Source organism: Formosa agariphila KMM 3901 (assembly GCF_000723205.1).
Lineage (GTDB): Bacteria > Bacteroidota > Bacteroidia > Flavobacteriales > Flavobacteriaceae > Formosa > Formosa agariphila.
On the sequence record NZ_HG315671.1, the window covers coordinates 2,812,738 to 2,827,129 of the forward strand.

Genomic DNA, 14,392 nt, shown 5'->3' on the forward strand with positions numbered 1-14,392 from the left:
AAGGTGTATGATTAAAGGCAAAACAATGAAAGCAATATGACTCTGCTTGCATTTAGTCAGTAATCAAGATGCAAACACTTTTTAGAATCAACTTATAATTTGGGTAAGTTTGGATAGTATTTAAGGTGTAAATTGTAAAGAAGAGGTGGTAGATTTTAGCGATTTTAAGACATAAAAAAAACCTGTGAATAATATTCACAGGTTTTTTAAGAACTAGAAATGTTACTAATTATTTAGCAGCATCTAATTTAGCTTGGATTTCTTTAGACTTTGCAGTCTCCCCAGTCGCATTGTAAATATTTATTAATTGTTGGTAAATATTTGGTTCTGGATTTGGGTTCTTTTCAATATACTTTATTAAAGCATCTGCTCCTTGATCAAATAAGCTTGTTTTCTTAGCACGTAATTCGTCATAACGAGCGTTATCTTTAGCGCTAGTTCCTAAACTGTTCATTTCTTCAATAAGCTCGTTCCCTTCATCAATATAAGTAGTAGACTCATTTAAAGCTGCATCAGCATAATCTGGCTTTAATACTAAAGCTTTTTGGAAAGATGCTCTAGCTTGTTCAAAATCTTTATTTTTTAAAGCAATAACACCAATATTGTAATGTAAGTTTGGATTGTCTGGTTGCTGCTTAATAGCTTCTTCCATTAATGCACTAAACTTTTCAGTATCTTCTAACTTTAAGTATAAGTTTGCTTCAGATAAGATTAAATCAATGTTTTCTGGATCTTGTTGTCTAGCTTTTTTAATTGCAGCTAAAGCTTCTTCACTTTTGTCTTGAGACACATAAATTAAAGCAATGTTTTTAGTAATTTCAGCTTGCTTAGATTCCGTTACACGTTGACCTGGCTTGTTATGAGATTTTGCTTTTACGAATAAGTCTCTGTTCTCTTTAGACATAACTTCTTCTTTACCAGTCTCGATGTTTGTAGCAAAATACTCGGTAGTAATACCTGTATATCCTAACTCATCTAAAGTGATATAGTGTTTTAAAGCTGTATCGTAATCTTTGTCTTGAACAGCACTTACAGCTGAATAATACAAATACGTCGTATCTGCTGGTACCATGTTATACAATTGCTCAAATTCTGTACTTGCAGCTTTATAGTTTCCACTAGTAAAGCTCTCGTTAGCTTTTGTTAAAAATGAGTTTTGCATAACGCTAGTCAGTTCAGCAACTTCTCCTTTCATAGAGTCATCTACCATACTTAGACTTTCGATAGCCTTATTTACATCCTCTGCAGAACCTGCACCATTTGCATACAACGCTTCAGCTTGTAAGAAATAGTATTTAGATTTATACTTGTCGTCTATAGACGAAAGTGTTGGCGTTACTTGATTTAATGCTGCTTTAGCTTCTGCGTAGTTGTTACTTTTAATCGCCTTTTCTGCTGCCTTTAGCTCTTTTTTTTGTGCAAAAGAAAATGCACTTATTGATAAAGCTAAGGCAACTATAACCTGTTTCTTCATGGTAATCAAATTAAGTTAATTGTTTTTATTAATTGTTTTCTAGATTGTTATTTTCTTCAATTGTAGAGTCATCTTCAGTACTAGGTACATCTTCGCCTTCTACAGCTTCAACGTCTACAACAACTTCTTCTTCGTGCATTACTTTTGCAACTGCTGCAATAGAATCTCCACTACGTAAGTTTATAAGCTTAACACCTTGAGTTGCTCTACCCATAACACGTAAATCTTGTACTGCAATTCTAATGGCAATACCCGATTTATTAATAATCATTAGATCATCGGCATCAGACACCGTTTTAATTGCTACCAGTTTACCGGTTTTCTCAGTAATAGAAATGGTTTTTACACCTTTTCCTCCACGGTTAGTAATTCTATATACTGGCTCTCCATCTTCTGGATCATCAATATAAGTACGCTTACCATATCCGTTTTCTGATACGACTAATACAGATTCTTCTTGCGGGTTCTCTACAGTAATCATGCCAACTACCTCATCATCTTTGTCGGATAATGTAATACCACGAACTCCAGAAGCTCCTCTACCCATTGGTCTCGTTTTCGCTTCTTCAAATCGAATTGCTTTTCCTGATTTTAAAGCTAGCATTACTTGACTTGTTCCTGTAGTTAATTTCGCTTCCATTAACACATCGTCTTCCTTAATTGTAATGGCATTAATTCCATTTGTTCTTGGACGAGAATATTGCTCTAATGACGTTTTCTTAACCTGACCATTTTTAGTGGCCATAATAACGTAATGGCTGTTAATGTAATCTTCATCTTTAAGATCTTGAGTACATATAAACGCCATGACTTTATCGTCTTGTTCTATATTTATTAAATTCTGAATTGCTCTACCTTTAGACGTTTTACTTCCTTCAGGAATTTCGTAAACACGCATCCAGAAACATTTTCCTTTTTGAGTAAAGAATAACATATACTGGTGGTTTGTACCCACAAATAAATGCTCTAAGAAATCTTCGTTACGTGTAGTAGATGCTTTTTGCCCTACTCCACCTCTATGTTGTGTTTTATATTCGTTAAGCGACGTACGTTTAATATATCCTGCATGAGAAATAGTAATAACAACTTGCTCATCTGGAATCATATCTTCAATGCTTAAGTCTCCTCCTGCATATTCAATAATAGAACGACGTTCGTCTCCGTACTTCTCTTTTACAACCTGCAGTTCTTCTTTAATGATATCCATTCGACGCTCTTTACGGTCTAAAATATCTTTTAAGTCATCGATTGTAAGTTTAATCTCGTCGTATTCCGAACGTAATTTATCTTGCTCCAGTCCTGTTAATTGACGCAGACGCATTTCAACAATCGCTTTTGCTTGAACTTCTGAAAGATTAAAACGCTTAACTAAGTTTGCTCGTGCTTCATCGGCATTAGAAGAGGCTTTAATAATTTCGATAACCTCATCAATATTATCTGAAGCAATAATTAATCCTTCTAAAATGTGAGCACGTTCTTCAGCTTTACGCAATTCGTAAGTGGTACGTCTTACTACAACTTCATGTCTGTGTTCAACAAAATGATGAATTAAATCTTTTAAGTTTAACAATTCTGGACGTCCGTTTACAAGTGCAATATTGTTTACACTAAAGGATGTCTGTAATTGTGTATATTTAAATAATTTATTTAAAACGATATTAGGAATTGCATCACGTTTTAACACGTAAACAATACGCATCCCATTTCTATCCGATTCGTCTCGAATGGTAGCAATACCTTCTAATTTTTTCTCGTTAACTAAATCGGCAGTCTTTTTAATCATGTCTGCCTTGTTAACTTGGTACGGAATTTCTGTAACAATAACACATTCGCGACCTTGAACTTCTTCAATATTGGCTTTAGCACGCATTACAATACGTCCGCGACCTGTATGAAAAGCTTCTTTTACGCCATCGTAACCAAAAATAGTTCCTCCGGTAGGAAAATCTGGTGCTTTTATGTGTTGAATCAGTTCGTCTATTGAAATATCTTTATTCTCGATAAAAGCAATAGTACCATCAACAACTTCACTTAAATTGTGCGGTGGCATATTAGTTGCCATACCTACTGCAATTCCAGATGCACCGTTTATTAGTAAACCAGGTATACGCGTAGGTAAAACCGTTGGTTCTTTTAAAGTATCATCGAAGTTTAATTTATGATCTACTGTTTCTTTGTCTATATCTGCCAACATGTCTTCAGAAATCTTACGCATACGCGCTTCTGTATAACGCATTGCTGCAGGACTATCTCCATCTACAGAACCAAAGTTACCTTGTCCGTCTACTAGCATATAACGTAAACTCCATTCCTGAGCCATACGAACCATAGCGTCGTAAACTGATGTATCCCCGTGTGGGTGATACTTTCCTAAAACTTCACCAACAATTCTTGCTGACTTTTTATGCGCTCCAGTTGCTCTAATTCCCAGTTCGTGCATTCCGAATAATACACGTCTGTGCACCGGTTTTAAACCATCTCTAACATCTGGAAGAGCACGTGACACTATGACGGACATTGAGTAATCAATGTAAGCCGTTTTCATTTCGTCTTCGATATTAATTGGAATAAGCTTTTCTCCTTCTGCCATCTATAAAAATAATTTAGTTATCTTGTGTGTTTCAAATCGCGCTAAGATAACCATTTCGTAAGTCATAGCAGGCGTTTTAACGGAGTTTTTAACAGTTTTTATTAACAACTACCACCTATACTTTAGTTAATAAGTAAGCCCCCAAATATTTTGATTTAATAAAGATTTTATTTCTATTAGCATTAATCATATTATTTAAGGTATACTTTTTGTCGTTGGTAATATGTTTTAGTAATTTTAATGCAGAAAGGATTTAAATATGGATGATAATTTTTCACCAAGAGTAAAAGATGTAATTGCCTATAGTAAGGAAGAAGCACTCCGTTTGGGGCACGATTTTATAGGCACAGAACATCTTATGCTTGGACTTTTAAGAGATGGAAACGGGAAAGCAATTAATATTTTAAATGCCTTAGATATAGATTTAAATCATTTAAGGAGAAAAGTTGAAATATTAAGTCCAGCCAACCCGACGTTAACAGCAGTTTCTAACGAGAAGAAGAATTTGCATCTCACAAGGCAAGCAGAACGCGCTTTAAAAACCACGTTTTTAGAAGCCAAATTATTTCAGAGTAATTCCATTAATACAGCGCATTTACTGCTTTGTATTCTTAGGAATGAAAATGACCCTACTACGAAGCTTTTAAATAAGCTTAGGGTAGATTATGATAACGTTAAAGAACAATTTAAATTTATGATTACAAATAATGATAATTATATAGAACCGAAAGCTGAATCGTTCCAAGACGACAGTACGAGCGAAGACGACACGTCTAAAGATAACTTGTTCAATACCCCAACTGGCAAGACCAATAAAAAATCTAAGACCCCTGTTTTAGATAATTTTGGTCGCGATTTAACCGCTATGGCCGAAGAAGGTAAACTAGACCCTGTTGTGGGTCGTGAAAAAGAGATTGAACGCGTCTCTCAAATTTTAAGTCGACGTAAAAAAAACAACCCGCTTTTAATAGGAGAACCTGGTGTTGGTAAATCTGCCATTGCCGAAGGTTTAGCTATTAGAATCACCAAACGTAAGGTGTCTAGAATCTTATTTAACAAGCGCGTGGTGACTTTAGACTTAGCTAGTTTAGTTGCAGGAACTAAGTACCGCGGACAGTTTGAAGAGCGTATGAAAGCCGTTATGAACGAACTTGAAAAGAATGACGACATTATTCTTTTTATAGATGAAATTCATACCATTGTTGGTGCCGGTGGTGCAACTGGAAGTTTAGATGCATCTAACATGTTTAAACCTGCTTTAGCGCGTGGAGAAATTCAATGTGTTGGTGCAACAACTTTAGATGAGTACAGACAATACATCGAAAAAGACGGAGCTTTAGAGCGACGTTTTCAAAAGGTGATTGTAGAACCAACTACAGTTGAACAAACTATTGAAATATTAAACAATATTAAAGATAAATACGAAAGTCACCATAACGTAAATTATACACCAGAAGCCATTGAAGCTTGTGTAAAATTAACGAATCGTTATATGACCGACAGATTCCTTCCAGACAAAGCTATCGACGCTTTAGACGAAGCGGGTTCTCGTGTACACATTACCAACATTAATGTGCCTAAACAAATTTTAGAGCTTGAAAAAGAATTAGAACAAGTAAGAGAAACCAAAACTTCTGTTGTTAAAAAGCAGAAATACGAAGAGGCTGCAAAATTAAGAGACGACGAAAAACGTCTTGAAAAAGAGTTAGCCGTTGCTCAAGAAAAATGGGAAGAAGACACCAAACAACATCGTGAAGTGGTTTCTGAAGACAATGTTGCAGATGTGGTTTCTATGATGACAGGTATTCCTGTAAATAGAATTGCACAAACAGAAAGTAATAAATTGGCACTTTTACCTGAACTTATTAAAGGCAAAGTAATTGGTCAAGACGAAGCGGTTTCTAAAGTTGTTAAAGCCATCCAGCGTAATCGTGCCGGACTTAAAGATCCAAATAAACCAATTGGTTCATTTATCTTTTTAGGTCAAACCGGAGTCGGAAAAACGCAATTAGCAAAAGTATTGGCTAAGCAATTATTCGATAGCGAAGACGCATTGATTAGAATAGACATGAGTGAATACATGGAAAAATTCGCCATTTCTAGATTAGTTGGTGCACCTCCAGGATACGTAGGTTATGAAGAAGGTGGACAATTAACAGAGAAAATTCGTCGTAAACCTTACGCTGTTGTGCTTTTAGATGAAATTGAAAAAGCGCATCCAGATGTGTTTAATATGATGCTTCAAGTGTTAGATGACGGATTCTTAACTGATAGTTTAGGACGTAAAATCGATTTTAGAAACACGATTATTATAATGACATCTAATATTGGTGCTCGTAAATTGAAAGATTTTGGAACCGGAATTGGATTCGGAACAGCATCTCAAAAATCTCAAGAAGCAGCTAACACACGAAGTGTTATCGAAAGCGCTTTAAAGAAAGCATTTGCTCCTGAATTCTTAAATAGAATTGATGATGTTATTGTATTTAACACTTTAGAGAAAAGTGATTTAAATGAAATCATTAAAATTGAACTTGATAAATTATTATTAAGAATTAAAGATTTAGGTTACGATTTAAAACTTAGCGACAAGGCAACTAGCTTTATTGCCGATAAAGGTTATGATAAGCAATATGGTGCACGACCTCTAAAAAGAGCTATTCAAAAATACATTGAAGATGCTCTAGCCGAAGAAATAATTACCGCTAAAATTCAAGAAGGCGATATTATATTAATGGATTTAGACGAAGACAACCAAGAGCTTGTTATCACTATCGAGAAACAAGAGAATCCTACTGAGTCTTAAAACTTTTTAAAGTAGTATATAACATGCCCGGTATTAAACATATTGGGCATGTTTTGTTCTATTAACTATTTATAAAAAATTCTGTATTTAAGCAAATACACAAGAAACAAACACAATTAATTCATGTTTTATACATGTAATGCCCTATTTTTGAGTAAAAATAATTTGTTAGATGAAAAAAATATTTATTGCACTTAGTGCACTTTCTATTCTTGCTTGTCAAGAAGCTCCAAAAAAAGATTATGTCACTCTTTCTGGTAAGATAATCGACAAAAACAGCGACTCTCTAGTCATTAGAAGCCGTACGTACAACAAAACCATTCAAGTTAATGCTGATGGTACTTTTAGCGATACTTTAAAAGTGGAAGCTGGACTTTACAATCTTTTCGATGGTGGAGAATCGTCTACTGTATTCTTAAGAAACGGCTACGATTTAAACATTTCTTTAGACACTAAAGAATTCGACGAGAGTATAGCCTACACAGGTGAAGGTGCTGAAAACAATAATTTCTTAGCAGAAAATTCTTTAAAACAAGAAGCTTTAATGGATCAAGATTTTTCATCTATGGATTTAACTACATTAGACGAAACGTTTACAAACATTGAATCAGAGTTAACTGCTTTTTACAACTCTAAGCAAGGTCTAGACACTATGGTTACACAATCTGTTACCAAAAACCTACAACCTATGTTAGAAGGTACAAAAAAGTACTTTGCAGGAAACATTGCATTAAAACAAGAAATGACAGGAAAGCCTTCTCCGCTTTTTGTGGATTATGAGAATGTAGACGGCTCTAAAACATCTTTAGAAAGTTTGAGAGGAAAATATGTATACATAGATGTTTGGGCAACATGGTGCGCCCCTTGTAAGGCTGAAATTCCAGCATTAAAAGAACTTGAAGAAGCATACCGCGAGAAGAACATTACATTTGTTAGTCTTTCTGTAGACGACGACAGATCACATGGTGGATCTTGGGATAAAGCAAAAGAGGATTGGTTAGCAATGGTTAACGATAAAGAATTAAGCGGTGTTCAAGTTATGGCTCCAGAAGGTTGGAAATCACAATTTGTAAGAGATTATAAAATAAACGGAATTCCTAGATTCATATTAATTGACCCTGCAGGAAATATAGTAGACCCTAGTGCTCCTAGACCTTCAGACAAAAAATTAAAAGAATTATTTACATCTTTAAGTATCTAATTTTTCAAAATAAATGAATAAAAAATCCGCTTAAACGAGTTGTTTTAAGCGGATTTTCTATTTGCTAAACTTGGTCTAAAAAGCCAATAAATCTACAGCATTAATGTCTCCATGAGATGCTGTTCTTACTACCTCACCATCTTTAATAATTAAAAGTTGAGGCGATTCGTGAAACACATCGAATTTACTAGCAATACCATTCGAAATATCGCGATGCTGTAATAAATCCAAAAAATGCATGTCAATATTGGTCTCTGCTTTAAACGATTTTTCAAACTGACTCAACACCATTCTACTAATACCACAACGTGTAGAATGTTTAAAAATCGCTTGTGTTTTTTCCTTAGACGCTTCCGCAATTGCATCCAATTGATCCATATGCACTAAAGGCCTCCAAGCGATTGCACTTTCCTCCTGCTCACCAGAAGAATTACTACTAAATATTTTATCAAAAAACCCCATATTTTCATTAAATTTACATCTCACTTCACCCTACACAAAAGACAAATCGTCAGTTTAAAACCTTGCAAAACAGACATTTTGTCTCAAATATAAAATTGGTAAGAAAGTTGACTATACATTGAAAAACACTTGAACAATGAACTTTAACAATTATACAATAAAATCTCAAGAAGCCATACAACGGGCGCAACAAATTGCGCAAGAACATGGACAGCAAAACATAGAAAACGAACACGTTTTTAAAGCTATTTCTGAAGTAGACGAAAATGTGTTACCGTTTATTCTAAAAAAATTGAATGTAAACATAAACATTCTTGAACAAGCAATAGATAAGCAAATTGAAAACTTTCCTAAAGTTTCTGGAGGCGAGATTATGGCATCCCGTGATTTAGGTACAGCTTTAAACGAAGCATCTACTATTGCTAAAAAAATGAACGATGAATACGTGTCTATCGAACACCTAATCATTGCTATTTTTAAATCGAAAAGCAAGATTGCTCAAATGCTAAAAGACCAAGGTGTTACAGAAAAAGCACTTATTGCAGCTATTGAGGAATTACGTAAAGGTGACCGAGTTACCTCTCAGAACCAAGAAGAAACATACAATTCTTTAAACAAATATGCTAAAAACTTAAACGAATTAGCAAAAAACGGAAAATTAGACCCTGTAATTGGTCGCGATGAAGAGATTCGTAGAATCTTACAAATTTTAACCAGACGAACAAAAAACAATCCTATCTTAGTAGGAGAACCAGGAACTGGTAAAACCGCAATTGCCGAAGGTTTAGCACATAGAATTGTTGATGGTGATGTGCCTGATAACTTAAAAGACAAGCAAATTTTCGCCTTAGATATGGGAGCACTTATTGCTGGTGCTAAATATAAAGGAGAATTTGAAGAACGCCTAAAAGCCGTTATTAAAGAAGTCACAGACAGCGAAGGTGATATCGTTTTATTTATAGACGAAATTCATACCCTTGTTGGTGCTGGTGGTGGCCAAGGTGCTATGGATGCTGCAAATATTTTAAAACCAGCATTAGCGCGTGGAGAACTGCGCTCAATTGGAGCTACAACTTTAGATGAGTATCAAAAATACTTCGAAAAAGATAAAGCCCTAGAACGTCGTTTCCAAAAAGTAATGGTAAACGAACCAGATACCGAAAGTGCGATTTCTATTTTACGCGGTATTAAAGAAAAGTATGAAACACACCATAAAGTGCGTATTAAAGACGAAGCTATTATTGGTGCAGTAGAATTATCTGAACGCTATATTACAAATCGTTTTTTACCAGATAAGGCTATTGACTTAATGGATGAAGCGGCTTCTAAATTACGTATGGAAATCAATTCTAAACCTGAAGAACTTGATGTATTAGACAGAAAGATCATGCAGTTAGAAATTGAAATTGAAGCCATAAAACGCGAGAAAGACGACGTAAAACTAAAGAGTCTGAAAGCCGATTTAGCCAATTTAAAAGAAGACCGTAATGAAATAAATGCGAAATGGAAAAGCGAAAAAGAGGTTGTAGATAATATTCAGACGGCAAAGTTAGATATTGAAAACTACAAACTGGAAGCCGAACGTGCAGAGCGCGAAGGTGATTATGGTAAGGTAGCTGAAATCCGTTACGGAAAAATTAAAGACGCACAAGAACGTTTAGATACTCTTCAAAAGAATTTAAGCGAAAACAAGTCTGAAAGTTCTTTAATTAAAGAAGAGGTTACTTACGACGATATCGCCGAAGTAGTAGCAAAATGGACCGGAATTCCTGTAACTAAAATGTTACAAAGTGAACGCGACAAGTTATTACATTTAGAAGACGAGTTACACAAACGTGTAATTGGGCAAGAAGAAGCCATAGAAGCCGTAAGTGATGCCGTGAGACGAAGTCGTGCAGGTTTACAAAATCCGCAAAAACCTATAGGAACCTTTTTATTCCTTGGAACCACCGGTGTGGGTAAAACTGAATTAGCAAAAGCTTTGGCTGAGTATTTATTCGACGATGAAAATGCTATGACCCGTATTGATATGAGTGAATATCAAGAACGTCATTCTGTAAGCAGATTGGTTGGAGCACCTCCAGGATACGTAGGTTACGACGAAGGTGGACAATTAACAGAAGCTGTACGTAGAAAACCGTATTCTGTAGTCTTATTAGATGAAATTGAAAAAGCGCATCCAGATACATTCAACATCTTATTACAAGTATTAGATGAAGGGCGTTTAACAGACAATAAAGGACGTGTAGCCGATTTTAAAAACACGATAATAATTATGACCTCTAACATGGGAAGTCATATTATTCAGGAACGTTTTGAAGCGACTAAAGATATTGAAAGCGCTATTGAATCGGCAAAAGTTGATGTTCTAGCCCTATTGAAACAATCGGTTAGACCGGAGTTTTTAAACCGTATCGACGACACGATTATGTTTACTCCGCTTAGCAAAGACAATATTAAAGAAATCGTTGGCTTACAATTAAAAAGCGTGTCTAAAATGATTGCTCAACAAGGCATTACTTTTGATGCGACTCAGGAAGCAATAAATTATTTAGCTCAAAAAGGATACAATCCGGAGTATGGCGCAAGACCTGTAAAACGTGTTATTCAGAAAGAAGTTTTAAATGCATTAAGTAAAGAGATTCTTTCTGGCAAAGTAACCACAGATAGTATTATTTTACTAGATAATTTTGATGATGAATTAGTATTTAGAAATCAAGAGAGTTTAGTTCCTGAAAAAAACTAAAATTTTGTTAAAGCGTAATTTTAATATACTACACTAAAATTAACCTCGTTATTCAGTCAGGTTGGTTAGTTAGAGAAAAGCAATGTGAGTCTATAGTTTAGATGAGCATTGCTTTTTTCATATTTTTAAAACATTTAGTTGAGTACATAAAAAAAGCCTTGAGAATATCTGAAGGCTTTTTAAATATAAAAGTATTCGTATTATAATTTCATTGTAACACCTAAAGCTGGCATAAATGTGTTGATACCTCCAGAAAATTCTGCGTATATACCCCATTTATCATTCCAGAACCAACGTCCTCCTATTTGAAGACCTAAATCGATACCACTATCATAATCAAAATCATTATCTCCAGCATAGATTGCATAACCTGCATTAGCACCACCGTAAACATCCCAAGCGGCATCAGAAATACCAAAAACTTCATCAAAATAGTAGTTTGCTTTAACGCCTAATGTAATCCAATCAAAGTCAAAGTTAGTTCCTACTCCAGGAGCAATTGTAATGTTCTTGTGCACAGGAATTTCGTAGTTAACTCCTACTAGTCCAAAGTTTAATTCTTTTCTGGCTTGTCCAAATACACTTGCTGCACTTAGCATTAAAGCAAAAGCGAATAATAATGTAAATTTCTTCATAATATTTTATTTAAAATTTTATTAATGTTGACTATTCAAATTTAAATATATTTTTTCTTACATAAAATGAAAAATTAAGAATAATTTAATACTTGCATATATTTAAACTACTTTTTATAAGTGTTCGCAACAAATCGCTAAAATAAATATGACTATTTAACAAATTGAAAATTAACAAGTTGCATTTTTTACAATAAAATTCTAATGCAATGAGATTAAATAAATATCTGTACTCTATATCTGACTAAAACTAATTTTAGGAAAATAAATCACAGATAAACGAACGATTTTATCCGTTTAAAAACTTTTAATTCTTACAAATTGAACTTATAAAACGTACTATTAAGGACCATTTACTTTAAAATTGATATTTAACCATTCAAAATTGAAGTTATAGCTCTGATAGCGTTACAAAATTTATATTTAATTATTTACCTTTGACATCTATGCAAAAAAAGATAAACATACAGAATAAGAAAGCTCGTTTTTTATACGAAATCTTAGACAAATATACAGCTGGGATTGTACTTTCTGGTACCGAAATAAAATCTATAAGAAGTAGTAAAGCTTCTATTGCCGAAAGTTTTTGCGAATTTAACGAGCAAGGCGAATTGTTTGTTATAAATATGACCGTTGAAGAATATAAATACGGCAACTATTACAACCACCGCCCAAAAGCAGAACGTAAACTGCTACTAAACAAACGCGAGCTTAAAAAACTTGAAAAAGAAGTTAAGAACAGCGGATTAACCATTGTCCCATTAAAACTGTTTATAAACGATAAAGGGTTTGCTAAATTAGATATTGCTTTAGCTAAGGGTAAAAAACTTTTCGATAAACGTGAAACGATAAAAGATCGTGATAACAAACGAAACTTAGATCGCGTAAAGAAAATTTATAAATAAAAAGCACGTCTAATTTTACCGAATTAAAACTATGAAATCGAGTTTCAGAATTATACTCATTGCCTTTACGTTTGTACTATACTCTTGTGGAGTAACCAAAAACGTGTCTACAAAAACTGTTGAAACTGTAAAGTTTGAAGTTAATCTTTTAGACCGTTCTAACGATACATATAAAGTTACCGTAACACCTCCAACATTAACCGATGCAAATTCTATTTATCAGTTTGCTTCTACAGCACCTGGTACGTATCAAGTTATGGATATAGGCCGCTATGTAAAACATTTTAAAGCCACAGATGCAGAAGGTCATGAGTTAGCGACAAATCAGGTGACAACAAATCAATTCCAGTTGACTTCTCCTGAAAAAATTGCAAAAATAGAATATGAGATTTCAGAAACCTGGGATACGCCGGTTTCTGAAAACAAAATCTATTTAATGTGTGGAACTTCTATAGAAAACGATCATGCCTTAATTAACGGACAAGCTGTTTTTGGATATTTTAAAGACAAACAAAATAGCCCTATTACTATTAAGCTAGACTTTCCAGAAACTTGGAGTGTGGGCACTGCTTTAACTAAAAATGCTGACAGTTTATATTATGCCGAAGATTACGACAAAGTCGTAGACTCACCTATTCTGCTAGGAAATCTTACTAAAGCAAATATGAATATTGAAGGTACAAATGTAGATATTTATACCTATTCTAAAACGGGTATGGTAACCTCTAACCAAGTGTTAGAGTCTATGAAAAACATGTTACTTTCTGCTAGCGGATTTCTTAACGGTTTACCTGTAAAAAATTACACCTTCTTGTTTCATTTTGAAGACACAACCAATGGTGCCTGGGAACACTCATATAGTTCAGAATACATTTACAAGGAAGACAAATGGGAAAATTTAGAAAAGCAAGTTGTTGAAGTTGCTGCTCACGAATTCTTTCATGTTGTGACCCCTTTAAATATACACAGTGAAATTGTAGAGCAATTTAATTTTATAACACCTGTAGCATCTAGACATTTATGGCTGTACGAAGGAACTACAGAATGGGCAGCACATATGATGCTATTTCGTTCGGGATTAAAATCTACAGAAGATTACTTTAACACCTTGTCTCGAAAAATAATGGTTGAAACCAAATACTTCAATCCAGACTTAAGTTTAGAACAATTATCATTAACCTCTTACACAAAAGCTGGCCAAAAACAATACGGGAATATTTATATGAAAGGTGCAATAGTTGCAGGACTTTTAGATATAAAAATTTTAGAATTGTCTAATGGAAAACGCGGATATGTAGATGTTATTAATGATTTAGCAAAAAAATATGGACCAGACATTCCTTTCGACGACGCTACTTTTTACAGCACTTTTGTAAAAGAAACCTATCCTGAAATTGAAGCATTTATAGACGATTATATTGTAAACACTAAGTCGCTACCCATTAAAACGTATTATAATAAGATTGGCGTAGATTATAATGAAAACACTAATACGTTTTCATTAAACGCGACTCCTACTGCAGAACAATTGCAATTAAGAACTAAATGGATGGCACCAATAAGCATTTAATAC

Annotated in this window: 9 protein-coding genes; 5 read left to right on the forward strand and 4 right to left on the reverse strand. The window is 34.2% G+C overall.

The window, feature by feature from the left end; genetic code table 11:
- Positions 1 to 229: 229 nt before the first annotated feature.
- The gene (locus BN863_RS11655) at positions 230 to 1,474 is read right to left on the reverse strand and encodes a tetratricopeptide repeat protein (RefSeq protein ID WP_038530772.1); all 1,245 of its coding nucleotides are present in this window, start codon (positions 1,472 to 1,474) and stop codon (positions 230 to 232) included.
- A gap of 28 nt (positions 1,475 to 1,502) precedes the next feature.
- On the reverse strand, positions 1,503 to 4,064 hold the full coding sequence (gene gyrA / locus BN863_RS11660; RefSeq protein ID WP_038530774.1) for a DNA gyrase subunit A: 2,562 nt from the start codon (positions 4,062 to 4,064) through the stop codon (positions 1,503 to 1,505).
- Between the two features lie 259 nt (positions 4,065 to 4,323).
- Between gyrA and BN863_RS11665 the strand changes: the two genes are divergently transcribed.
- Entirely contained in the window at positions 4,324 to 6,870 is a 2,547-nt protein-coding gene (locus BN863_RS11665; protein ID WP_038530777.1) for an ATP-dependent Clp protease ATP-binding subunit, read from the forward strand.
- Between the two features lie 172 nt (positions 6,871 to 7,042).
- Positions 7,043 to 8,071, forward strand: coding sequence for a TlpA family protein disulfide reductase (locus BN863_RS11670; protein WP_038530780.1), 1,029 nt, complete (start codon positions 7,043 to 7,045; stop codon positions 8,069 to 8,071).
- Positions 8,072 to 8,146: 75 nt separating this feature from the next.
- Here the strand turns inward: BN863_RS11670 and ytxJ are convergent, their stop codons facing one another.
- The gene (gene ytxJ, locus BN863_RS11675) at positions 8,147 to 8,533 is read right to left on the reverse strand and encodes a bacillithiol system redox-active protein YtxJ (protein ID WP_038530782.1); all 387 of its coding nucleotides are present in this window, start codon (positions 8,531 to 8,533) and stop codon (positions 8,147 to 8,149) included.
- A 136-nt stretch (positions 8,534 to 8,669) separates the two neighbouring features.
- Here ytxJ and clpB point away from each other — a divergent pair, with 136 nt between their 5' ends.
- Positions 8,670 to 11,279 carry an ATP-dependent chaperone ClpB gene (clpB, locus tag BN863_RS11680; protein WP_038530784.1) on the forward strand — a complete coding sequence of 870 codons (2,610 nt, stop codon included), beginning with the start codon at positions 8,670 to 8,672 and terminating at the stop codon, positions 11,277 to 11,279.
- Positions 11,280 to 11,479: 200 nt separating this feature from the next.
- Here the strand turns inward: clpB and BN863_RS11685 are convergent, their stop codons facing one another.
- Entirely contained in the window at positions 11,480 to 11,914 is a 435-nt protein-coding gene (locus BN863_RS11685) for a hypothetical protein (protein WP_038530787.1), read from the reverse strand.
- Positions 11,915 to 12,360: 446 nt separating this feature from the next.
- On the opposite strand from BN863_RS11685, the gene smpB reads away from it, so the two are divergent.
- Both smpB and BN863_RS11695 read left to right on the forward strand, forming a co-directional pair.
- A complete protein-coding gene (smpB, locus tag BN863_RS11690) occupies positions 12,361 to 12,819 on the forward strand; it encodes an SsrA-binding protein SmpB (protein ID WP_038530789.1) in 459 nt (152 codons plus the stop codon).
- Between the two features lie 31 nt (positions 12,820 to 12,850).
- Positions 12,851 to 14,389, forward strand: coding sequence for a M61 family metallopeptidase (locus tag BN863_RS11695; RefSeq protein WP_084817533.1), 1,539 nt, complete (start codon positions 12,851 to 12,853; stop codon positions 14,387 to 14,389).
- Positions 14,390 to 14,392: the final 3 nt, after the last annotated feature.

Coding starts and splice junctions, on each gene's coding strand:
- BN863_RS11670 (WP_038530780.1), top strand. CDS start 7,043: ATGAAAAAAATATTTATTGCACTTAGTGCACTTTCTATTCTTGCTTGT.
- ytxJ (WP_038530782.1), bottom strand. CDS start 8,533: ATGGGGTTTTTTGATAAAATATTTAGTAGTAATTCTTCTGGTGAGCAG.
- BN863_RS11665 (WP_038530777.1), top strand. CDS start 4,324: ATGGATGATAATTTTTCACCAAGAGTAAAAGATGTAATTGCCTATAGT.
- BN863_RS11695 (WP_084817533.1), top strand. CDS start 12,851: ATGAAATCGAGTTTCAGAATTATACTCATTGCCTTTACGTTTGTACTA.
- clpB (WP_038530784.1), top strand. CDS start 8,670: ATGAACTTTAACAATTATACAATAAAATCTCAAGAAGCCATACAACGG.
- BN863_RS11655 (WP_038530772.1), bottom strand. CDS start 1,474: ATGAAGAAACAGGTTATAGTTGCCTTAGCTTTATCAATAAGTGCATTT.
- BN863_RS11685 (WP_038530787.1), bottom strand. CDS start 11,914: ATGAAGAAATTTACATTATTATTCGCTTTTGCTTTAATGCTAAGTGCA.
- smpB (WP_038530789.1), top strand. CDS start 12,361: ATGCAAAAAAAGATAAACATACAGAATAAGAAAGCTCGTTTTTTATAC.
- gyrA (WP_038530774.1), bottom strand. CDS start 4,064: ATGGCAGAAGGAGAAAAGCTTATTCCAATTAATATCGAAGACGAAATG.